Genomic DNA, 22301 nt, shown 5'->3' with positions numbered 1-22301 from the left:
CTTATTAATCCACTCGCGCTGGGCATTATATACCCCTAATACGTGACGACAATCGGTGAATCACCCTCTCCGTCATTCTCTTCTTACCCATAACGTTTATACCCTAAATAATTCGAGTTGCATGAAGGCGGCAAGAGAGGGAATCCCGATGAGCTTACTCAGGTAAGTGATTCGGGTGAGTGAATGCAGCCAACGCGTATGCAGCTTGAAGTATGAAGGGGATATTCAGAGGAAAGGCATTTCCCCTTTTATAAATCTATGCGTACACTTTGTTAATTCTTTGCAGAAGGGACTATGCTGCTTTTATGTCGACATTTTATACCGTAATAAGTTGGTTACTGGTTTTTAGCTACTGGTTGCTGATCGCAGGTGTGACCTTGCGTATTCTGATGAAACGTCGGGCAGTGCCTTCAGCGATGGCCTGGCTACTGGTGATTTATATTCTGCCACTTGTCGGTATTGTCGCTTATCTTTCATTTGGCGAACTCCATCTCGGTAAACGTCGGGCTGAACGCGCGAGCAAAATGTGGCCATCAACGGCAAAATGGCTGCGCGAATTAAAGGAATATCGCCGTATTTTCGCGACGGAAAACAGTGAAGTCGCCAGCGCACTATTTCAGCTCTGTGAACGCCGACAAGGGGTTGGCGGCGTCAAAGGCAACCAGTTGCAATTGATGACCACATTTGATGACACCATTAAGGCGTTATTACGTGATATTGAACTCGCGCGTAATAACATCGAAATGGTGTTCTATATCTGGCAACCCGGTGGTCTGGTCGAGCAAGTCACGTCTTCCCTTATCTCGGCCGCACGACGCGGCGTACATTGCCGCATCCTGCTGGACTCGGCCGGCAGCGTTCAATTTTTCCGCCAACATCATCCCGAACTGATGCGCACCGCTGGAATAGAAGTGGTCGAAGCGCTGAAAGTGAATCTGTTCCGTGCTTTCCTGCGCCGCATGGATTTACGACAGCACCGTAAAATTATTCTGATCGACAGCCGCATTGCTTATACCGGCAGCATGAATATGGTCGATCCACGTCTCTTCAAGCAGGATGCTGGCGTTGGGCAATGGATTGACCTCATGGCGCGTATTGAAGGCCCGGTAGCGACTACCCTGGGCATCATTTACTGCTGTGACTGGGAGATGGAAACGGGCAAACGCCTGCTCCCGCCGCCGCCTGATGTTAACGTCATGCCGTTCGAACAGGAGAGCGGCCACACCATTCAGGTTATAGCTTCCGGCCCTGGTTACCCGGAAGAAATGATTCATCAGGCGCTGCTGACGTCCGTCTATTCGGCGCGTAAGCAATTGATCATGACGACCCCCTACTTCGTGCCCAGCGACGATCTGCTGCATGCCATCTGCACCGCCGCCCAGCGCGGGGTCGATGTCAGCATTATTGTTCCGCACAAGAACGACTCCGTACTGGTCGGCTGGGCCAGCCGTGCGTTCTTCACGGAACTGCTGGCCGCAGGCGTAAAAATTTACCAATTCAAAGACGGACTGCTGCACACCAAAAGTGTGCTGGTCGACGGACAGCTCAGCTTGGTCGGCACGGTGAATCTCGATATGCGCAGCCTGTGGCTGAATTTTGAAATTACGCTGGTGATTGACGATGCTGGATTCGGCAGCGACTTAGCCTGCGTGCAGGAAGACTATATCGCCCGCTCACGCCTGTTAAACGCGACGCAGTGGCAAAACCGTCCTTATTGGCAACGCATTGTCGAGCGGCTGTTCTACTTTTTCAGCCCCCTGCTATGAATCAAATTATTTAGGGCATACGCGTTTTGCCGTGTTTTAATAAGATCATTGGGAATTTACAGGAATCGCTTTATGGATTTGAATAATCGCCTGACCGAAGACGAAGCATTGGAACAGGCCTACGACATTTTCTTGGAACTTGCTGCTGACAACCTCGATCCAGCAGATATTCTGCTGTTCAACCTGCAATTCGAAGAACGCGGCGGTGCTGAGTTATTCGACCCCGCGGAAGATTGGGCTGAGCACGTTGATTTCGACCTGAACCCAGATTTCTTCGCTGAAGTCGTGATTGGGCTGGCCGAACAGGAAGGTGAAGAAATTACCGATATTTTTGCCCGCGTACTGATTTGCCGAGAAAAAGACCACAAACTTTGCCACATTCTGTGGAAAGAATAAGCCCTGTGGAAAGAATAAGTCATCTCGCCTAAACGTAAGGCGTCTCCCACAGGAGACGCCTTTTTACATTGGTAACGGATAAAACAAGCTACTGTGCTTCCGCTTCCGAGGCCGGTAGTAGCGCCTGCGGATCGACTTTCAGACACGAGACGGCGTGTGTAAAGCTCCCCTCCAGCAATGGCCGGGTTTTCGTGCACTCAGGGCCGACTACGGGACAACGAGTGCAGAATACGCAGCCCGATGGCGGATTGATCGGTGAAGGTAGATCCCCTTCCAGCAACTGTATCTTCTTGTTGCGTTCCTTATCGGGATCGGGAACCGGCACAGCGGACATCAGCGCACGGGTATACGGGTGCTGCGGGTTTTGATAGACCTGATCGTACGTTCCCAGCTCTACCGCATGACCCAGATACATCACCAACACGCGATCGGAAATGTGCTTCACTACCGATAAATCATGGGCGATGAAAATCAGCGACAGGCGCATTTCACGCTGTAGCTGACGCAGTAGGTTAACGACCTGAGCCTGAATAGATACGTCCAGTGCGGAAACTGGCTCATCACAGATAATCAGCTTCGGCTCCAGAATCAGCGCCCGCGCGATCCCAATACGTTGGCACTGCCCGCCGGAGAATTCATGCGGATAGCGGTTGATCAGGCTCGGCAGCAGTCCAACCTTCAACATCATGGTTTTCACGCGGTCTTTCACCGTCTGTCGATCAAGCTCTGGATGATAAACTTTCAACGGCTCAGCAATAATTTCGCCGATGTTCATACGCGGATTCAGCGATGCCAGCGGATCCTGAAATATCATCTGAATATCGTTACGCGTTGCGCGCCATTCAGCTGCGCTCATCCCCAGCAGATCTTTCCCCAGCCAGGTCACCCGCCCGTCCGTCGCTTTTACCAATCCGATAATAGCACGCGCTAGCGTAGACTTGCCGCAGCCGGATTCCCCGACCACGCCCAGCGTTTCACCTTCATACAAGCGCAGCGTCACACCATCGACGGCTTTCAGTTTTTTCGGCGGCTGCCAGAACCACTGCTTATCATCTCTGACATCAAAGTGGACTTTCAGATCGTCCACTTCTAACAACACCTTTTTCTCGTCCGCGTTGTTCATACCACCTCCTCAATCGCTCTAAAGCAGGCGCGCAAGCGGCCATCACCAAAAGATTCTAGCGCAGGTGCGCTATGGCAGACATCCATTGAATACGGGCAGCGCGGTTGGAACGGACACCCTTTCGGCAAGCGTAATAAGTTAGGTGGATTACCCGGAATGGTCGCCAACACGTCATCTTCTGCATCCAGACGCGGCACGGCATTGAGCAAGCCGACAGAATATGGGTGGCTCGGATGATAAAAGACATCGCGTGCAACGCCGTATTCCATGGTGCGCCCCGCGTACATCACCAGCACTTTGTCACAAATACCGGCAACCACACCCAGATCATGCGTGATCATGATGATGGCGGTATTAAACTCGCTCTTCAGCTCGTTCAACAGCGTCATAATCTGCGCCTGAACGGTCACATCCAGTGCCGTTGTCGGTTCATCGGCAATCAGCAACTTCGGCCGACACAGCAGCGCCATCGCAATCATCACGCGCTGACGCATCCCACCGGAAAATTCATGCGGATACATCTTCATACGCTTACGCGCTTCCGGCATTTTGACCGCATCCAGCATTTTGACCGACTCTTCAAACGCTTCACTTTTGCTCAGGCGTTTGTGCAGCATCAGTACTTCCATCAGCTGTTCACCGACGCGCATGTAAGGGTTCAGCGAGGTCATCGGATCCTGAAAGATCATGCTAATTTCTTCAGCACGCAGCTTATTCAGTTGGTTTTCAGGTAAATTGAGAATCTCTCTACCACGAAAACGCGCCGAGCCACCAATACGGCCATTGCGGGCCAATAGCCCCATCAACGCAAACGCAGTCTGTGATTTACCGGACCCAGATTCACCGACAATCCCCAGCGTTTCACCAGCATTGAGCGTGAAATTCAGGTCGTTAACCGCCGTCACGTCTCCATCCTGCGTTTTAAACGTTACCCGTAGATCCTGAACATGTAGCAGCGCGTCTTGCGCGCCAGTTAACTCAATTTTGCTCATGTTAATGCTCCTCAGCGATCTTTCGGGTCGAGGGCATCACGCAGGCCATCGCCGATAAAGTTAAAACAAAACAACGTGACAACAAGAAACGCCGCCGGATAGAACAGTAACCATGGCGACACTTCCATTGAGTTCGCACCATCATTCAGCAAAGCGCCCCAGCTGCTTAACGGCTCCTGCGTTCCCAAACCCAGGAAGCTCAGGAAGGACTCAAACAGAATCATGCTTGGCACCAGCAAAGAGGCATAAACCACCACCACACCGAGCACGTTAGGAACAATGTGACGCAGCACGATACCGCGCGTAGAGACACCGGAAACCATCGCCGCCTCAATGAACTCTTTACGTTTCAGGCTCAGTGTCTGGCCGCGCACGATACGCGCCATATCCAGCCAAGACACCATGCCAATGGCCACGAAGATCAGCAGCATGTTTTGCCCAAAGAATGTTACCAGCAGAATGACGAAGAACATGAACGGGAACGAATTGAGGATCTCCAGCAGACGCATCATCACCGAATCTACTTTTCCGCCCAAATAACCGGACATCGCGCCATACAGCGTTCCAACGACCACGGCAACCAGCGCCGCCGCGACACCCACCATCAGCGAGACGCGTCCACCGATGGCAACGCGAACCAACAAATCACGACCGGAGGAGTCTGTACCAAAATAGTGTCCGGACGTCATATCCGGCGCAGCTGACATCATTCCCCAGTCCGTATCGGCGTAGTCAAATGCAGACAGCAGAGGTGCAAAAATCACAAACACAGTAATCACAGCCAAAACAAACAGACTGGCCAGCGCAGCACGGTTATGGATAAAGCGCAGGCGCGCATCCTGCCACAAACTACGGCCTTCAATCTCAGCCTGCTCGGTGAAGTTCTCTAACGCTTCAACGTTTTTTCGATTCCAAAACATAACGCCTCCAATTAATAGCGAATTTTCGGATCGATAACAGCGTAGAGCACGTCAATGATCGCATTAAATAAAATGGTTAAGCCGCCGACCAGAATCGTCAAACTCAATACCAGTGAATAGTCGCGGTTCAGTGCACCGTTCACGAACAGTTGCCCAATACCGGGTAAACCAAAAATGGTTTCAATAACCATTGAGCCGGTAATAATCCCCACAAACGCGGGCCCCATATAGGAAAGCACGGGCAGCAACGCAGGCTTTAACGCGTGGCGCAGAACGATGCGACGCATCGGTAGCCCTTTGGCGCGCGCGGTGCGGATAAAGTTAGAGTGCAAAACCTCGATCATAGATCCTCGGGTAATACGCGCGATGCTGGCGATATAAGACAAAGACAGTGCCACCATCGGTAAAATCATGTATTTGGGTGCCCCGCCGTTCCAGCCACCGCCAGGTAGCCAACGTAGCGTAATGGCAAAAATCAGCACCAATAACGGCGCGACGACAAAGCTGGGAATAACCACCCCCGTCATGGCAAAGCCCATCACGGTATAATCCCATTTCGTATTTTGATTCAGCGCGGCGATCACACCCGCACTCACACCAAAAACAATGGCAAGAATGAATGCCGCGAACCCTAATTTCGCAGAAACTGGGAAAGATGTCGCGACCAAATCGTTCACGGAATAGTCTTTGTATTTAAAAGAAGGACCGAAATCACCCTGTACCAATTGCAGCAAGTAATTACCGTACTGCGTCAGTATTGGGTCGTTCAGATGATATTTAGCTTCAATATTCGCCATCACTTCCGGCGGTAAATTACGTTCACCGGTAAAAGGGCTGCCGGGTGCCAATCGCATCATGAAGAACGAGATGGTGATCAGGATAAGTAGCGTTGGAATCGCCTCTAAACAGCGGCGAAGAATAAATTTTAACATTGCTCGTACCTATAAAAGGCTGGCAGCACAGTTGCGTGCGCCAGCCATTATTATTAGTGCTTGATGATATAAAGATCTTTCACGTAAACATTATCTTGGGGATCTTTGCCCGTTAATCCACCAACATAAGGTTTCACCAGTCGGGTATTCGCATAGTAATAGACCGGTATGGTGACAGCGTCTTTATCCAGCTGTGATTCCGCCTGCTGGTAAACCGCAGCGCGCTCCTCGTCAGTTTTCACCTGCAAGGATTTCGCCACCAGTGCATCAAACTCTTTGCTCTTATAGTGCGAGGTGTTACTGCTGCTGTCGGACAGCATGCTGTTCAGGAAGGTTGACGGTTCGTTATAATCCGCACACCATCCGGCACGTGCAACATCATAGGTCCCCTGATGACGGGGGCTGAGGAAGGTTTTCCATTCCTGATTTTCCAGCTTAACGTCTACACCGATATTCTGTTTCCAGATAGAAGCTGCCGCGATAGCCATTTTCTTATGCAGATCGGAAGTGTTGTACAGCAGGCTCAGCGTCAGCGGTTTTTCTGCGGTATAACCCGCTTCGGCCAACAGTTTTTTCGCTTCTTCATTACGTTTGGTCTGTGACCAGGTGAACCACTCAGGTACTGATGCTTTCAGGCCATCGATATAGGGTGGTACAAAGCCATAGGCAGGAATGTCGCCTTGATTCTTCACCTTGTTGGTCAGAATATCCTGGCTCAGGCCCAGACGCAGCGCGTTACGTACGCGCACATCATTAAACGGTGGCTTCTGGTTGTTAACTTCGTAGTAGTAGGTACACAGGTACGGGTTAACCTTCACTTCATCCGGGATTTCTTTCTTCAGTTTTTGGAAGAGTTCGATTGGCAGATTATTGTACGTCATGTCGATTTCACCGCTGCGGTAGCGGTTAACGTCCGTCACTTCAGACGCAATCGGCAAATACGTCACTTGGTTAATCACAGTATGGGCGTTGTCCCAATATTGCGGGTTACGCTCCAGCACCATTTTTTCATTCACCACCCAACTTTTCAGCTTATAGGCACCATTACCAACCCAGTTTTGCGGCTGCGTCCATTTTTCACCGAATTTTTCAACAACGGTTTTATTGATTGGGGACATTGCGACGTAAACAGGCAGCTTATAGAAGTAAGGTACGGCTTCAGAAAGCGTGACCTCAAACGTATGGTCGTCGATCGCTTTCACGCCTAGCGTATCTGGGGATTTTTTACCGGCAATGATGTCATCGATATTCAGCAGATGACCATATTGCAGGTAGCTAGCATAAGGCGATGCCGTCTTTGGATCGGCCAGACGCTGCCAGCTGTAGACGAAATCCTGTGCGGTAACCGGCTCACCATTCGACCATTTGGCATCTTTACGCAGGTGGAATGTCCACACTTTAAAATCTTTGTTATCCCAGCTTTCCGCTACACCGGGGCTGGTTTTGCCGTTAACGTCAGAAATCACCAACCCTTCCAGCAGATCGCGCGATACGTTAGATTCCGGTACACCTTCGATTTTATGCGGGTCAAGGGATGAAACTTCAGCGCCGTTGTTACGAATCAATTCCTGTTTGTCTGCTAACTGAACGCCTGCGGGAACGGTCGCGGCGAAGGCAGAAACAGCCATCGTGCTACTTAATGCCGCGATAATAGCGGCAGCTACTCTTTTTTTAGTTGTGATGTGTGTCATTATTTTCTCCTGTAATGTTGTCGTGTTAGTTATCCCAGCACGATTCCTGAATGAGAGTCCTGTGAGAAGACGATTAATCGATTCGACTCACGACCCATTCCCACAGAGTAGGAATGGGTAACCAGAGATTAAACACCAAATTAATCGCTGCTCGCTCACTTCATTTGCATCAAACCGTAAACAGCGGCAGATTAATGCTTAATGATATAGAGATCCTTCACCCGTAAATTATCCAACGGATCCTTGCCGGTAATGCCACCGACATAGGGTTTTATCAGCCTGGCGTTCGCGTAGTAATAGACCGGTACAATGGCTGCATCTTTATCTAACTGCGATTCTGCCTGCTGATAAACTTGTGCACGTTCATCGTCCGTTTTCGCCTGAACAGCCTGAGCCATCAGCTTGTCGAACGCCGCGCTCTTATAATGCGCCGTGTTGTTGCTGCTATCTGACAGCATACTATTCAGGAACGATGTCGGTTCGTTATAGTCCGCACACCATCCAGCACGCGCGACGTCATAATTGCCCTGATGACGGGTGCTGAGATAGGTTTTCCACTCCTGATTTTCCAACTTCGCGTCGACGCCCAGATTCTGTTTCCAGATCGATACCGCTGCGATCGCCATCTTTTTATGCAAATCAGACGAGTTATAAAGCAAATTAAACGTCAACGGCTTATCTGCGGTATAACCCGCTTCCGCCAGTAATTTTTTCGCTTCTTCATTACGTTTCGCCTGTGGCCAGGTAAACCACTCTGGCGTATGCGCTTTCAGGCCGTCAGTAAAGGGTGGAATATAGCCATAGGCAGGAATGTCGCCCTGATTTTTAACTTTATTGGTCAATATGTCCTGATCGAGCCCCATGCGCAGAGCTGTACGTACCCGAACATCGTTAAATGGCGGTTTCTGGTTATTGATTTCGTAATAATAGGTGCAGAGATAAGGGTTGATGTTAACTTCTTGTGGGATTTCTTTTTTTAGCTTCTGAAATAGCTCGATGGGTAATTTATTATTGGTGACATCAATTTCCCCCGCACGGTAACGGTTAACATCCGTGACTTCTGAAGAAATCGGCAGATAGGTGACCTGATTAATCACGGTCTTGGCGTTATCCCAATATTGGGGGTTACGCTCCAGCACAAGCCGTTCATTCACTACCCAGGATTTAAGGCGATAGGCACCATTCCCCACCCAGTTTTCCGGCTGGGTCCATTTATCACCAAATTTCTCCACCGCTGTTTTATTTACTGGGGACATGGACGAGTGATTCAGTAATTTATAAAAGTAAGGGATCGGCTCGCTTAATGTCACTTCCAACGTATGGGCGTCGAGTGCTTTTACGCCCAGCGTATCGGGAGATTTCTTGCTGGCAATAATGTCATCAATATTCAACAGATGACCATATTGCAAATAGCTGGCATAAGGGGAAACGGTTTTCGGATCGGCCAGACGCTGCCAGCTATAAACGAAATCCTGTGCGGTAACCGGTTCGCCATTTGACCACTTGGCATCTTTACGTAAATGGAACGTCCAGACTTTAAAATCGCTGCTTTCCCAACGCTCAGCCACGCCGGGAATCGGGTGTCCATCCGGATCGGAAATTACCAATCCTTCATATAAATCGCGCGCGACGTTGGATTCCGGTACGCCTTCTATTTTATGCGGATCCAGTGATGACACCTCGGCGCCATTGTTTCTCACCAGAACCTGTTCTTTTGCCAGCTCAATACCGGCAGGTACATTAGCAGCCTGAACATTCACGCATGACGCCATCACTGCCGCGGCAATCATACTGGTAACAAAGCATCGTTTTGTTTTGCAAATTTTCACTTTATAAACGCCCCTGTCTGATACAACGCCATACCGGACTCTATGCGTAAAAATTGCCGTCACATAGAGTAGAAAAGAACGCCTATTATCCAAATAAATCATAAAATTAATTTATGGGTGAATGGCGGATAACAGGTCGAAACTCGAAGCTATCAAAAGCGGACACATTCGCCAATATTTTTACATTGATGTTGCTTAATTTTCTTTAATACAGCCCGATAGCTGTTTTATTGCAATAGAGTGACGCAATGATTAACCCCATGATAAACAATGCCTTTTATCTTTATTTGCAAATGTTTTTTAAATATTCAGCAATTTATGGATTTTGAACAAAAAAACATCGTAGTGGGTTTCATCATTTTCACAGCACAAAAATGATGACGCATGCTTACCTATCCGCGTCATTATCTGATCGGAATGTTATTATTTTAACAATTTTATTACTAACCATACGCGCCGATAGCGTTCTGCTTCTCTGCTATAGACGGCACGTAAAATAACTAACCCGATTAAGATATAAGCAATATTTATACGAATACGTTTTACTCGAACGGATAGACCCTATTCTACAAACAAGTCGAACTCGTCAGTGATTCCGATAACTATCTGTATCACCGCCGTCAATTCTGCCCCCCTACCACTCCATTTTAGGTAGAAAAGCCCCTACCTTTACCTTCCTAATGATATTGATTATCAATATCACATTGCTGAATGGTGTCAGCTTAAAGAAAGTTCGATGTTGATCACAAAAAAGGCACCCACAAATAGGTATGCTCATTCCATACCGTAGTGAACACGTAAATCCTCTTAATTTTGGCTTATTTTCAAAACAATATTTCAAAAATTTACGGTATCGACGGTTACAGTATTTTAAAAAGCTGCAATCGCGCCATAACGGCGTCTGACAAGCTCTTTGAGTCAATTAACGTGAGATAGATAGGAAAGAATAGCCTGGTAGCGGAAACGTACCCCGCTTGTTTATCTATACTGTTCTATCCGGCGAACAATTGACTGAAAGAGTTTAACATTTATCAGGAGAGCATTATGGCCGTAACCAACGTTGCTGAACTTAACGCACTGGTCGAAAGAGTTAAAAAGGCACAGCAGGAATTTGCCACTTACACTCAGGAACAAGTGGACAAGATCTTCCGCGCTGCCGCACTCGCTGCATCGGATGCCCGTATCCCGCTGGCAAAAATGGCGGTTGCTGAATCCGGTATGGGGATCGTGGAAGATAAAGTCATCAAAAACCACTTCGCATCCGAATACATTTATAACGCCTATCAGGATGAAAAAACCTGTGGCGTCCTCTCTACTGATGACACTTTCGGTACTATTACCATTGCAGAGCCTATTGGCCTGATTTGCGGTATTGTTCCCACCACCAACCCCACTTCTACCGCGATTTTTAAAGCGCTGATCAGCCTGAAGACTCGTAACGGGATTATCTTCTCTCCCCATCCACGTGCAAAAAATGCGACCAATAAAGCCGCAGACATTGTACTGCAAGCTGCGATTGCCGCTGGCGCCCCGAAAGATATCATCGGCTGGATTGATCAACCGTCCGTCGATTTATCCAACCAACTGATGCACCACCCAGATATCAACCTGATTCTGGCTACCGGCGGGCCGGGTATGGTGAAAGCGGCATACAGCTCAGGTAAACCGGCGATCGGCGTAGGTGCAGGTAACACCCCCGTTGTTATTGACGAAACGGCGGATATTAAGCGTGCCGTTGCCTCTATCCTGATGTCGAAAACCTTCGATAACGGCGTCATTTGTGCGTCAGAACAGTCAGTCATCGTGGTAGACAGCGCCTATGATGCCGTACGTGAGCGTTTCGCCACCCACGGCGGCTACATGCTGAAAGGCAAAGAACTTCATGCCGTACAAGGCATTCTGCTGAAAAACGGCTCACTGAATGCCGACATTGTGGGCCAGCCAGCACCAAAGATCGCTGAAATGGCGGGTATCACCGTCCCTGCGAACACCAAAGTGCTGATCGGTGAAGTGACGGCCGTTGATGAATCCGAACCGTTTGCCCATGAAAAACTGTCTCCGACGCTGGCGATGTACCGGGCGAAAGACTTCAATGACGCCGTCATTAAAGCGGAAAAACTGGTGGCAATGGGTGGCATCGGTCACACATCCTGCCTGTATACCGATCAGGACAATCAGCCAGAGCGTGTAAATCATTTCGGGAATATGATGAAAACGGCACGTATCCTGATTAACACGCCGGCTTCTCAGGGTGGTATCGGCGATCTCTACAACTTCAAACTCGCTCCGTCTCTGACACTGGGCTGTGGCTCATGGGGCGGAAACTCCATCTCCGAAAACGTCGGTCCGAAGCACTTGATCAACAAAAAAACGGTAGCCAAGCGAGCAGAGAATATGTTGTGGCATAAACTTCCTAAATCCATTTACTTCCGTCGTGGCTCACTGCCTATCGCACTTGAAGAAGTCGCATCCGATGGTGCAAAACGCGCATTTATCGTGACTGACCGCTTCCTGTTCAATAATGGCTACGTTGATCAGGTAACTTCCGTACTGAAACAACACGGACTGGAAACCGAAGTTTTCTTTGAAGTTGAAGCTGACCCGACACTGAGCATCGTGCGCAAAGGCGCGGAACAAATGCACTCCTTCAAGCCCGATGTGATTATTGCACTGGGTGGCGGTTCTCCGATGGATGCTGCGAAGATCATGTGGGTGATGTATGAGCACCCTACTACACACTTCGAAGAGCTGGCGCTGCGCTTTATGGATATCCGTAAACGTATCTATAAGTTCCCGAAAATGGGTGTCAAAGCCAAGATGGTGGCGATTACCACTACATCCGGTACTGGTTCCGAAGTCACGCCATTTGCCGTGGTGACCGACGATGCAACTGGACAGAAATATCCGTTGGCGGACTATGCGCTGACCCCAGATATGGCCATTGTTGATGCCAATCTGGTGATGAACATGCCGAAATCGCTGTGTGCCTTTGGTGGGCTCGATGCCGTAACCCACTCGCTGGAAGCCTATGTTTCCGTGCTGGCAAATGAATATTCAGACGGACAGGCGTTACAAGCGCTGAAACTGCTGAAGGAAAATCTGCCGGACAGCTACCGTGACGGTGCGAAAAACCCGGTTGCCCGTGAGCGCGTGCACAACGCCGCGACGATTGCGGGTATCGCGTTTGCCAACGCCTTCCTCGGCGTCTGTCACTCAATGGCGCATAAACTGGGCTCGGAGTTCCATATTCCGCACGGTCTGGCTAATGCCATGCTGATCTCGAACGTGATTCGCTATAACGCGAACGATAACCCGACCAAACAAACAACGTTCAGCCAATATGACCGTCCGCAAGCTCGTCGTCGTTACGCTGAAATAGCCGACCACCTACGTTTGACTGCGCCTAGCGACCGTACTGCACAGAAAATCGAGAAATTACTGAACTGGCTGGAAGAAATAAAGACCGAACTGGGGATCCCAGCGTCCATTCGTGAAGCGGGCGTACAGGAGGCCGATTTCCTGGCTAAGGTCGATAAACTGTCAGAAGATGCGTTCGACGATCAGTGTACTGGTGCTAACCCACGCTACCCGCTGATTTCTGAATTGAAACAGATTCTGCTGGACACTTACTATGGTCGTAAGTTCTCTGAAGAGGTAAAAACGGAAACCGTTGAACCTGTAGCAAAAGCCGCCAAAACCGGCAAGAAAGCCGCACATTAACGCGTCAGCTGTTACTGCCTTATAGTTTAGTTCACTACAATGCCCAACCCTTTTAAGGTTGGGCATTTTTATTACACGCACAGGCATCAATGCGCCGTTTATTAATCATCCCGCCAGCCGGATATTTAACCGCCTTACACGCTTTCCTTACGGGTTAATCCCAGCGCAATTTTATAATGTTTACGACACACGGAAACATAACTCTCATTGCCACCAATAACGACCTGTTCCCCTTCATGGACGGCATTACCCTGAGCATCTAACCGCAATACACAGTTGGCTTTACGGCCGCAATGACAGACCGTTTTTAACTCAATCAGCTTATCTGCCCACGCTAATAAATAGTGACTTCCGGAAAACAAATCACCACGAAAATCAGTACGCAGCCCGTAACACAATACCGGGATATCTAATTGGTCCACGACATCGGAAAGCTCGTTCACCTGCTCGCGGGTTAAAAATTGACATTCGTCAATTAATACACAATCTACGGGCTGAGTACGGTGCTCTTTCTCCAGCAGTTCAAATAAGGATGTCTGCCGATTAAACAATAATGCTGGGGAAGAAAGACCGATCCGTGAACTGACTATCCCTACACCATGCCGATTATCTATTTCTGCGGTGAACACCAGCGTGCGCATCCCGCGTTCCTGGTAGTTATATGACGACTGCAATAGTGCCGTCGACTTCCCTGCATTCATTGCAGAATAATAAAAATAAAGTTGGGCCACTTAACTACTCCAAACACAGGCTATATGATCGTCGTGTCGTAAAAACTTATTGTAACAACTCGCCTTCACGCTGTGCAATGGGCTATTCCCCGACCACATCTTGTCCACTCGGCCGCCCCTGGCTGCCCATTACGATAAAAGATATAAAAATTCCTTATAACAACGACGCGCGTCAATAAACCATTCACTGTCGTTTGAGGTAGAAAAACGGCATACAAAATGTATTTTTTTGATAATAGGAAAGTATTTATATTTATGTAACATACGATGTGATATCTGTTTTAAAAATGATGTTTTTTAACAAACTTACAAATTTGACTATTGCAGAAAGGAAAATAGCACTCTATTATCACACTACACGCCACCAATAATATTAATTTGAGATTATCACAATGAGCGAAGCACTAAAGATTCTTAACAACATCCGTACTCTGCGTGCCCAGGCAAGAGAATGTACCCTCGATACGTTGGAAGAAATGCTGGAAAAACTGGAAGTCGTGGTTAATGAACGCCGCGAAGAAGATAGCCAGGTTCAGGCTGAAGTTGAAGAACGTGCGCGTAAATTGCAACAATATCGCGATATGCTGATTGCAGATGGCATTGACCCTAACGAATTATTGCAATCTTTAGGTTCAGTGAAAGTTGCAGGTAAAAGCAAACGCGCTGCCCGTCCGGCAAAATATCAATACATTGACGAGAACGGTGAAGCTAAAACCTGGACTGGTCAGGGTCGTACTCCAGCAGTAATCAAGAAAGCAATCGAAGAGCAAGGTAAATCTTTAGATGATTTCCTGCTGTAATTGTTTATAAGTACTGAATATTGAAAACCCCCGATAGCTAGCTATCGGGGGTTTTTCTTTATAACGCGTCTTGCAAAGAGAAAACAGATATGTCGCCGTTTTAGGCTGCCCTCTGTTTCTGTAAACAGAGGGCAATTATTACATCCTGTTATTTTTCTTCTGCGTCAATCGCTTCCTGCAACCATTGCGCGAACTCTTCGCCTAAACCATCATGACGTAAGCCATATTCCACAAATGCCTGCATATAGCCTAATTTGTTACCACAGTCATGGCTCACACCTTTCAGGTGATACGCTTCTACTGTTTCTTTTTCCATCAGCATCGCAATAGCATCGGTTAACTGAATTTCATTACCAGCGCCTGGTGGTGTTTTCTCCAGCAGAGACCAAATATCCGCTGAGAGTACATAACGGCCAACAACAGCTAAATTAGACGGCGCTTCGGAAGCTTTCGGTTTTTCAACCACACCAACCATAGGTGCGCTATCCCCTGCTTTTAATTCCACGCCTTTGCAATCAACCACGCCGTAGCTACTTACATTCTCAACCGGCTCAACCATAATCTGACTGTGACCTGTAGTAGAAAAACGCTGTAGCATTTCGCTCAGGTTATCTTTCTTCAGATCGGATTCATATTCATCAATAATCACATCCGGCAGAATAACCGCGACTGGCTCATCCCCGACTAGCGGGTGCGCGCACAATACGGCATGGCCCAACCCTTTCGCTAATCCCTGACGGACTTGCATAATGGTGACGTGTTTAGGGCAGATGGATTGAATTTCTTCCAACAGCTGACGTTTAACACGCTTTTCCAGTATGGCTTCGAGTTCAAAACTGGTATCGAAATGGTTTTCGATGGAATTCTTAGAGGAGTGCGTAACCAGGATAATTTCATTAATCCCTGCGGCGATACACTCATTAACGACATATTGGATCAGCGGTTTATCTACCAACGGCAGCATTTCTTTAGGAATGGCTTTGGTGGCAGGCAGCATACGCGTACCTAATCCAGCAACCGGTATGACCGCTTTTTTTACTTTTTTATTCACAATAGACATAAACAGCCTCTTATATACCGTTCAAATAATGAACTTTATTTATCTAATCAAGATAACCGGAAGAGTATAACTTCTTTAACAAGGGCACGCTTGTCCCAACGTTAGCGTTCAATAAAAATAAGATAACTCCCTACATAGTAGGAAATAAAGAATAGTACCGAAAGAGAGGTATTACCCGAAACCAGCGCCCACCTCGTTCTATAAGATTATTCTGTAGCCAACATGAGCCGTAAACGACCGCCGCCCCCCCATATCTGACACTGCCACGCTTCGCATTGATAATTTAGCTGGTTGAGATAAGCGCCTTCAAGCGTTCCTAAAGGGATACCGCTATTCAATGCTATTTGCTGCTCGTTAACATTCAACGTCGCGTTTAACCCAGCGGAAATCAGTATCAGCTGTTTTAATTGCCGATGGTAATATCCCACAAGCAAAGGAAAACGACCGTCTAGGCTCGCCTGTCGCAGCAGCTGGTTTACCTGCTTTAATAACGTCGGCAGATACGGTAAACGATGTTGCTGATCGGCCAAATGCTCCTGAAGTAACCCGTTAAACAAGGTTCGAAGCAGTAGCGCCGCCAGCGTCCCATTATTATTGACGCCCTGAGTGACATCCAGGCAATAGAACGCTAGCTCTGTCTCCGAAAGCGCGGCAATATCCAGCACCAGCCCCGGTTGTTCGGCGGTCGTCAACTGACGGTAGTTAACACGGCAGCGAGCAAGCGTTTGCTGAACGGGCGGTTGCAACTGAGCGAGCAGTTTAGTTACCGCTTCAGGAGATTGATTAAGGGAATCCATATCCTGCATCAGCTGATCCATCTCATTCAACTGTGAGGTGAACATGTCGGGATAGAGGCAGGACATAACAGCCTCACGCAAACGTGTGTAATCACGAATCGGTTTCAGCAATACATCCTGGACACCAAGGCGCAAGACTTTGGCGATATCCGCCATCTGGCTGGTCGCAGAAATGACAAGTATTGGCGTGTCGTTATCCTTCAAGCGCAGACATTCAAGGAATTCAATGCCTCCCATGGTCGGCATCTTCAGATCGCAAATCATTAAATCGGGTTGGTAATGTTCAAGAATACTTAGCGCATCTAATCCATTAACCGCCTCCTGAACTAAAGCGCCAAGAGAAGTCAGATAACCAGCGAGCACAGATCGAAAAACGGCCTCGTCATCAATGACTAAAATATGCTTACCCGCCAGTGGTTGTTCCATCAGTACCCCTTACTTCAAACACCGAATAATCACATCTGCTTTAGCGTCAATGCGCCGGATAGACGGCACACTATATTTTCTTCACACGTATGTCTTCTTCACACCATGTTTTCTTTACCACGTGTGTGCTTAGCTACACGTATACGCTCTTCACTATGCCTCTTTCGCTAGCGGCAACAATTCATCACGCATCTTTTCCACCGCCTTATAGCCCGCATCGATCGCCTCCTGCGCCCGATGAAAATCTAACGTAGCAATCTGGGGACAATGCGGTTGCAGCAGTACGTCGGGCGGATCGCCCGCCATCCGCGTCATCTTCAATCGATTTTCAAGAATCTGGATCGATGTGCTCATTATCTCCATTGCCGTTGGCGAACTTTCTGCTGGATGACGTCGACCACGCAGTAAACGTTCCCGAATCCTACTACGCCAATCTTGTGGAACATTCTCCACATCAATGTCCGACGCCGTCGGTTTGATCGATAGCAAATCCTGATGATTAAGACTCGCGTCGTGCTGGAGATCAACCGCAATCACGATGTCAGCTCCCATTGCCCGCGCCAGAGAAACGGGAACGGGATTAACCACCGCCCCATCCACCAACCAGTAATCGTTAAATCTAACCGGGGATAGCAGACCTGGCATACTGCAAGACGCTCGCATAGCCTGATGTAAATCGCCTTCTGTCAGCCAGAGTTCACGACCAGTACTAAGATTTGTCGTCACCACGCCATACTTGATATCACAGTCTTCAATCTGTGTTGTATGTAACAAATGTTTCACACTGTTAAAGACGCGATCACCACGCAATAAACTGCCGCGCTGCCAAGAGAGATCCATCAGTCGAATCACATCCCAGTAACCAAAACTTCTCACCCAGCGATCCATTGAGGATAAATTGTTTGTGGCATACGCTGCACCAACCAACGCGCCGATAGAACAACCGGCTACAACATCGACCTCGATCCCCATTTCAGTTAACGCATTCAATACACCAATATGCGCCCATCCTTTCGCGGCCCCGGACCCCAAGGCTACTCCAATTTTTTTCCGTTGCATGATTGATCCACCTGTCTTCATTTTAGCGCACATTGCTACACGTAGAGTTTCTTAGGTAACATATCGGCATCCTGCATAGGGATCTGTTTATTATCTATCAATTTTTATCTTAAATTTTCTTCAGGAGACATCGTGTCTGAATCTTGCCCCTGTTGCAGTGGGTTGCAGTATAACGCATGCTGTCAACCCTACCTCACGCACGCCGCCACAGCGGCCGAACCTGCCATATTAATGAGGTCGCGCTATACCGCCTACGTCAAGCACGATGTCGATTACCTTATCGCTACCTGGCATCCCGACCTTCACCCCGAGAAATGGCGCGAGTCTCTCACTGAAAGCTGCCAGAATTCACAGTGGCTTGGCCTCACTATACTGGCAACATCTCCCGGGAAAATGCCCGATGAAGGTTATGTGGAATTTGCCGCGCGTTATATATCGGAAATCGACAGCCAGCGCACAGAAGTGATGCGAGAGCGCTCACGCTTCCTTCGCCAGCATAATCGCTGGTACTATATAGACGGCGTTCATTTGCAGACAGGCAGAAATGAACCTTGCCCGTGTGGTTCCGGCAAAAAATACAAAAAGTGTTGCGGACAATAGAACACAGGCAGTCGCCCACGCGGCCTTACCGCTGCGTTACCATAAGATCGTTATTCTAGTTTTTCGACAGGATCTACACGCTCATGCAATCCCAAAATATACAAAGAAAAGTATTACGAACCATTTGCCCCGACGCAAAAGGGCTCATCGCGAAAATTACGAATATTTGTTATAAGCACGAACTGAACATCGTGCAAAACAATGAGTTTGTCGATCATCGCACTGGACGCTTTTTCATGCGGACCGAGTTGGAAGGGATTTTCAACGACACCACGCTGTTAGCCGATCTAGATAGCGCACTTCCAGAAGGATCGTCTCGCGAATTAACCGCAGCAGGCCGTCGTCGCATCGTCGTTCTGGTAACGAAAGAAGCTCACTGCCTGGGCGATCTGTTGATGAAGAGCGCGTATGGCGGTCTGGATGTCGAAATCTCTGCCGTCATCGGCAACCACGATACGTTACAGACGCTGGTCGAGCGGTTTGATATTCCTTTCCATTTGGTTAGCCATGAAGGGCTGACTCGCGAAGAGCACGATCAACAGATGATCGCGCAGATCGATCAATACAAACCTGATTACGTCGTGCTGGCGAAATACATGCGAGTTCTGACTCCGGCGTTTGTTCAGCACTATCCAAACCAAGTGATCAACATCCACCATTCATTCTTACCCGCCTTTATCGGTGCCCGCCCGTACCATCAGGCATATGAGCGTGGAGTGAAAATCATTGGCGCGACAGCCCACTACGTCAACGATAATCTGGATGAAGGCCCAATCATCATGCAGGACGTCATTCACGTCGACCATACGTACTCGGGTGACGACATGATGCGTGCAGGCCGCGACGTTGAGAAAAATGTCCTAAGCCGGGCGCTGTATCGCGTGCTGGCACAGCGTGTTTTTGTCTACGGGAACCGTACCATTATTCTGTAATTGGTTGATCGGACATCTTTTTGTATAAGGATGCGCCGAACGGAATAAAAAAACGGCAGGCACATTTATTTTTGATATATACCGCTTTACAGGGGCGTGTCATTTGATATGATGCGCCCCGCTTGAAGTGAAAGCTTCTTGCAGCAAGGCCAGTGGTGGGGTTCCCGAGCGGCCAAAGGGAGCAGACTGTAAATCTGCCGTCACAGACTTCGAAGGTTCGAATCCTTCCCCCACCACCATTTCAAAGCAACACTTCTGAACTACATCCCAACACCAAAGCATCAAATTCCCATCAGGGGAAGGTGAGAACCTTCGACCAAGGTTCGACAAAACCGGTACGGTTTTGAGCAACGCTTAGCGTTGACCCGCAGCGTGAGGTGCGAAGCACCGAATTATCCTTCCCCCACCACCATTTCAAAGCAACACTTCTGAATTACATCCCAACACCAAAGCATCAAATTCCCATCAGGGGAAGGTGAGAACCTTCGACCAAGGTTCGACAAAACCGGTACGGTTTTGAGCAACGCTTAGCGTTGACCCGCAGCGTGAGGTGCGAAGCGCCGAATTATCCTTCCCCCACCACCACTTGCACCACTAATCAGCACAATATTATGGATGGGGAAAAGTTACCCTTACGCCTTCCCTTTCCAGCGTCCAGGAACATAAGAGAACACGGGAAGCTGCCATGACCAGCGAATTGCTGCCAATCGCACAGCCAGACCGATAGTGAATGACGCCAGCAGGTTAATATCGTGATTGATATTAAGCGATTTCAGACCCAGATATAAAAGTGCGACGAGAAGCGAGACGCTGGCATACAGCTCTTTCTTCAACACCATTGGCGTACGGTTACAGAAAATATCACGTAATATGCCACCGAAAATCCCGGTCACAATCCCCGCCATGACAACTACTGTCATCGAATAATTCAGCTTCAGCGCCACATTGCACCCAATAATGGTAAAAGCAATTAGCCCCATCGCATCCAGTACCAGAAAGAGACGATGCAAATGGTGCATAAAACGCGCAATGATAATCGTGAAAAGACCTGCACCAATGGTGAGGTAGGTATAGCCGGGATGCTGCGTCCAGCCGATGGGGTAATTACCGAGAAGAATATCGCGAACGGTACCACCGCCAAGCGCGGTGATAAAGGCAATCATGCCTACGCCAAAAATATCCATATTACGACGCCCGGCGGCTAGCGCCCCGGACATCCCTTCGGCTGTAATTGCGATCAGATAGATGTAAGTCAGCACACAAGTTATCCTGTGAAATGTGCCACTCCCTCTGTCCGCTTTACCTGAGAGTTTACGCAGCAGAGCTGCTTGCCCCTTCGGTGGGTTGCATCGCAACCTCTCTCCAGTTGGCTTCAATGGAATTCGCAGTTAGGGTAGCCTGAGCGATTATGGGAGTTTGCGCCTTCGGCGGAGCGTTATACTTTATGCCAACGTACATGTAGCTTGAAGTATGCTGAAGTACACGCCCTCTCTCCTGCGAGGTGCGGAGTATAACGGTCGATAAGCCTCGTGTTCAACTGAATATAAGTGAATCTTATTTTCAACGATTTTCATCTGCCTCACCCGTCACTAAAGCCATAGCAATAAGCCTATCAACTCAATCCGAAAGCGCAGCCTCGCCGTGACGCCACGCGCCATTTTCTGCTACCATCTGGTCACATTTTTTAGCGAATGGCAGCGAACATGAAAGTTGTATCTTTTAATATCAATGGCCTGCGGGCGCGCCCTCATCAGTTGGCCGCCATTATCGAACAACACCAGCCGGATGTAATTGGGTTGCAGGAAACGAAAGTCCACGATGACATGTTTCCGTTAGAGGATGTCAGCCAGTACGGCTACCACGTTTATTATCACGGACAGAAGGGTCACTACGGCGTCGCGCTGCTATGTAAAGAGAAACCCCTTGCAGTCCGTCGCGGTTTCCCAACAGATGAAGAGGATGCGCAACGTCGGATCATCATGGCGGACTTCGCCACCGAGCACGGTACGCTTACAGTAGTAAACGGGTATTTTCCGCAAGGAGAAAGCCGCGACCATCCGGTGAAATTCCCCGCCAAGACGCGCTTCTATCAGGATCTACAAACCTATCTGGAACAGCACCACAGCGCGACACAGCCGCTGATTGTGATGGGTGATGTCAATATCAGCGCTACCGACTTGGATATCGGTATCGGCGAAGAAAGCCGCAAGCGCTGGCTACGCACCGGTAAATGTTCTTTCCTACCGGAAGAGCGTGAGTGGATGGCGCGTTTGCAAGGTTGGGGGCTCATCGACACCTTCCGTGCAGCCAATCCAGAAAGTAACGATCGTTTCTCGTGGTTCGACTATCGCTCTTCTGGATTTGATGACAACCGCGGTTTGCGCATCGATCTCATTCTCGCCAGTACCTTCCTGGCCGAACGCTGTGTCGCCACCGGGATTGATTACGATATTCGTGGAATGGAAAAACCTTCCGACCATGCGCCGATCTGGGCGGAATTTACGCTTTAAAAAGAGTGAGTGGTAAA

18 protein-coding genes, 1 tRNA gene, 2 other RNA genes and 1 riboswitch are annotated in these 22301 nt (G+C 48.7%); of the genes, 10 read left to right on the top strand and 11 right to left on the bottom strand.

Features of this window, described 5'->3' with window-relative positions; all coding sequences use genetic code 11:
* Positions 1 to 305: 305 nt before the first annotated feature.
* Positions 306 to 1766, top strand: a complete 1461-nt coding sequence (gene cls / locus GZ59_RS10805; protein WP_011093875.1) for a cardiolipin synthase — start codon at positions 306 to 308, stop codon at positions 1764 to 1766.
* A gap of 72 nt (positions 1767 to 1838) precedes the next feature.
* Positions 1839 to 2162, top strand: coding sequence for an HI1450 family dsDNA-mimic protein (locus tag GZ59_RS10800; protein WP_011093876.1), 324 nt, complete (start codon positions 1839 to 1841; stop codon positions 2160 to 2162).
* An 88-nt stretch (positions 2163 to 2250) separates the two neighbouring features.
* Here GZ59_RS10800 and oppF read toward each other — a convergent pair whose 3' ends face one another.
* The 6 genes from oppF to oppA (GZ59_RS10770) all read right to left on the bottom strand — a co-directional run bounded on the left by oppF (position 2251) and on the right by oppA (GZ59_RS10770) (position 9649).
* Positions 2251 to 3285, bottom strand: a complete 1035-nt coding sequence (gene oppF / locus GZ59_RS10795) for a murein tripeptide/oligopeptide ABC transporter ATP binding protein OppF (RefSeq protein ID WP_011093877.1) — start codon at positions 3283 to 3285, stop codon at positions 2251 to 2253.
* Positions 3282 to 4277, bottom strand: coding sequence for an ABC transporter ATP-binding protein (gene oppD / locus GZ59_RS10790; RefSeq protein ID WP_011093878.1), 996 nt, complete (start codon positions 4275 to 4277; stop codon positions 3282 to 3284). The genes oppF and oppD overlap by 4 nt, the downstream gene beginning before the upstream one ends.
* A gap of 11 nt (positions 4278 to 4288) precedes the next feature.
* Positions 4289 to 5197, bottom strand: a complete 909-nt coding sequence (oppC, locus tag GZ59_RS10785) for an oligopeptide ABC transporter permease OppC (RefSeq protein WP_011093879.1) — start codon at positions 5195 to 5197, stop codon at positions 4289 to 4291.
* A gap of 11 nt (positions 5198 to 5208) precedes the next feature.
* Positions 5209 to 6129: an oligopeptide ABC transporter permease OppB gene (gene oppB / locus GZ59_RS10780; RefSeq protein WP_011093880.1), complete on the bottom strand. Its 921-nt coding sequence runs from the start codon at positions 6127 to 6129 to the stop codon at positions 5209 to 5211.
* Positions 6130 to 6182: 53 nt separating this feature from the next.
* Positions 6183 to 7820, bottom strand: coding sequence for an oligopeptide ABC transporter substrate-binding protein OppA (gene oppA / locus GZ59_RS10775; RefSeq protein ID WP_039291726.1), 1638 nt, complete (start codon positions 7818 to 7820; stop codon positions 6183 to 6185).
* Between the two features lie 191 nt (positions 7821 to 8011).
* Positions 8012 to 9649: an oligopeptide ABC transporter substrate-binding protein OppA gene (gene oppA, locus GZ59_RS10770; RefSeq protein WP_071598459.1), complete on the bottom strand. Its 1638-nt coding sequence runs from the start codon at positions 9647 to 9649 to the stop codon at positions 8012 to 8014.
* A 1044-nt stretch (positions 9650 to 10693) separates the two neighbouring features.
* Here oppA (GZ59_RS10770) and adhE point away from each other — a divergent pair.
* On the top strand, positions 10694 to 13369 hold the full coding sequence (gene adhE, locus GZ59_RS10765) for a bifunctional acetaldehyde-CoA/alcohol dehydrogenase (RefSeq protein ID WP_011093883.1): 2676 nt from the start codon (positions 10694 to 10696) through the stop codon (positions 13367 to 13369).
* A 134-nt stretch (positions 13370 to 13503) separates the two neighbouring features.
* Here the strand turns inward: adhE and GZ59_RS10760 are convergent, their stop codons facing one another.
* On the bottom strand, positions 13504 to 14100 hold the full coding sequence (locus GZ59_RS10760; protein WP_011093884.1) for a thymidine kinase: 597 nt from the start codon (positions 14098 to 14100) through the stop codon (positions 13504 to 13506).
* Between the two features lie 392 nt (positions 14101 to 14492).
* Here GZ59_RS10760 and hns point away from each other — a divergent pair, with 392 nt between their 5' ends.
* Positions 14493 to 14900, top strand: coding sequence for a histone-like nucleoid-structuring protein H-NS (gene hns / locus GZ59_RS10755; protein WP_011093885.1), 408 nt, complete (start codon positions 14493 to 14495; stop codon positions 14898 to 14900).
* A gap of 148 nt (positions 14901 to 15048) precedes the next feature.
* On the opposite strand, the gene galU is transcribed toward hns, so the two are convergent.
* From galU to rssA, 3 genes are all read right to left on the bottom strand, one after another.
* The gene (gene galU, locus GZ59_RS10750; RefSeq protein WP_011093886.1) at positions 15049 to 15960 is read right to left on the bottom strand and encodes a UTP--glucose-1-phosphate uridylyltransferase GalU; all 912 of its coding nucleotides are present in this window, start codon (positions 15958 to 15960) and stop codon (positions 15049 to 15051) included.
* Between the two features lie 206 nt (positions 15961 to 16166).
* Positions 16167 to 17183, bottom strand: a complete 1017-nt coding sequence (rssB, locus tag GZ59_RS10745) for a two-component system response regulator RssB (RefSeq protein WP_011093887.1) — start codon at positions 17181 to 17183, stop codon at positions 16167 to 16169.
* 153 nt (positions 17184 to 17336) lie between these two features.
* A complete protein-coding gene (gene rssA, locus GZ59_RS10740; protein WP_039291721.1) occupies positions 17337 to 18242 on the bottom strand; it encodes a patatin-like phospholipase RssA in 906 nt (301 codons plus the stop codon).
* A gap of 132 nt (positions 18243 to 18374) precedes the next feature.
* On the opposite strand from rssA, the gene GZ59_RS22915 reads away from it, so the two are divergent.
* The 5 genes from GZ59_RS22915 (at position 18375) to GZ59_RS22905 (ending at position 20359) form a co-directional block, all read left to right on the top strand.
* Positions 18375 to 18842, top strand: a complete 468-nt coding sequence (locus tag GZ59_RS22915; protein WP_071598458.1) for a YchJ family protein — start codon at positions 18375 to 18377, stop codon at positions 18840 to 18842.
* Between the two features lie 83 nt (positions 18843 to 18925).
* Positions 18926 to 19774 (top strand): formyltetrahydrofolate deformylase, encoded by an 849-nt coding sequence (gene purU / locus GZ59_RS10735; RefSeq protein WP_039291718.1) that lies wholly within the window; start codon positions 18926 to 18928, stop codon positions 19772 to 19774.
* A gap of 154 nt (positions 19775 to 19928) precedes the next feature.
* Positions 19929 to 20013, top strand: a tRNA-Tyr gene (locus GZ59_RS10730).
* 43 nt (positions 20014 to 20056) lie between these two features.
* Positions 20057 to 20186, top strand: a non-coding RNA gene (locus tag GZ59_RS22910) — RtT sRNA.
* A gap of 43 nt (positions 20187 to 20229) precedes the next feature.
* Positions 20230 to 20359: non-coding RNA, RtT sRNA (locus GZ59_RS22905), on the top strand.
* A gap of 47 nt (positions 20360 to 20406) precedes the next feature.
* On the opposite strand, the gene GZ59_RS10725 is transcribed toward GZ59_RS22905, so the two are convergent.
* Entirely contained in the window at positions 20407 to 21033 is a 627-nt protein-coding gene (locus tag GZ59_RS10725) for a trimeric intracellular cation channel family protein (protein ID WP_039291715.1), read from the bottom strand.
* A 21-nt stretch (positions 21034 to 21054) separates the two neighbouring features.
* Positions 21055 to 21150: riboswitch (glycine riboswitch) on the bottom strand.
* A gap of 327 nt (positions 21151 to 21477) precedes the next feature.
* Here GZ59_RS10725 and xthA point away from each other — a divergent pair.
* Positions 21478 to 22284: an exodeoxyribonuclease III gene (gene xthA, locus GZ59_RS10720; RefSeq protein WP_039291712.1), complete on the top strand. Its 807-nt coding sequence runs from the start codon at positions 21478 to 21480 to the stop codon at positions 22282 to 22284.
* The last annotated feature ends 17 nt before the right edge of the window (positions 22285 to 22301 follow it).

It is taken from the genome of Pectobacterium atrosepticum, assembly GCF_000740965.1.
In the GTDB taxonomy this organism is placed as follows: Bacteria; Pseudomonadota; Gammaproteobacteria; order Enterobacterales; family Enterobacteriaceae; genus Pectobacterium; species Pectobacterium atrosepticum.
The sequence above is the reverse complement of the archived record's forward strand: the minus strand, read 5'-3'. Positions and strand labels throughout refer to the sequence as shown.

Excerpts from the sequence above, each read along its gene's own strand:
- oppB (WP_011093880.1), bottom strand. The coding sequence starts at position 6,129 with ATGTTAAAATTTATTCTTCGCCGCTGTTTAGAGGCGATTCCAACGCTA.
- oppA (WP_039291726.1), bottom strand. The coding sequence starts at position 7,820 with ATGACACACATCACAACTAAAAAAAGAGTAGCTGCCGCTATTATCGCG.
- hns (WP_011093885.1), top strand. The coding sequence starts at position 14,493 with ATGAGCGAAGCACTAAAGATTCTTAACAACATCCGTACTCTGCGTGCC.
- adhE (WP_011093883.1), top strand. The coding sequence starts at position 10,694 with ATGGCCGTAACCAACGTTGCTGAACTTAACGCACTGGTCGAAAGAGTT.
- oppC (WP_011093879.1), bottom strand. The coding sequence starts at position 5,197 with ATGTTTTGGAATCGAAAAAACGTTGAAGCGTTAGAGAACTTCACCGAG.
- rssB (WP_011093887.1), bottom strand. The coding sequence starts at position 17,183 with ATGGAACAACCACTGGCGGGTAAGCATATTTTAGTCATTGATGACGAG.
- xthA (WP_039291712.1), top strand. The coding sequence starts at position 21,478 with ATGAAAGTTGTATCTTTTAATATCAATGGCCTGCGGGCGCGCCCTCAT.
- galU (WP_011093886.1), bottom strand. The coding sequence starts at position 15,960 with ATGTCTATTGTGAATAAAAAAGTAAAAAAAGCGGTCATACCGGTTGCT.
- oppF (WP_011093877.1), bottom strand. The coding sequence starts at position 3,285 with ATGAACAACGCGGACGAGAAAAAGGTGTTGTTAGAAGTGGACGATCTG.
- oppD (WP_011093878.1), bottom strand. The coding sequence starts at position 4,277 with ATGAGCAAAATTGAGTTAACTGGCGCGCAAGACGCGCTGCTACATGTT.
- GZ59_RS10800 (WP_011093876.1), top strand. The coding sequence starts at position 1,839 with ATGGATTTGAATAATCGCCTGACCGAAGACGAAGCATTGGAACAGGCC.
- purU (WP_039291718.1), top strand. The coding sequence starts at position 18,926 with ATGCAATCCCAAAATATACAAAGAAAAGTATTACGAACCATTTGCCCC.
- cls (WP_011093875.1), top strand. The coding sequence starts at position 306 with ATGTCGACATTTTATACCGTAATAAGTTGGTTACTGGTTTTTAGCTAC.
- rssA (WP_039291721.1), bottom strand. The coding sequence starts at position 18,242 with ATGCAACGGAAAAAAATTGGAGTAGCCTTGGGGTCCGGGGCCGCGAAA.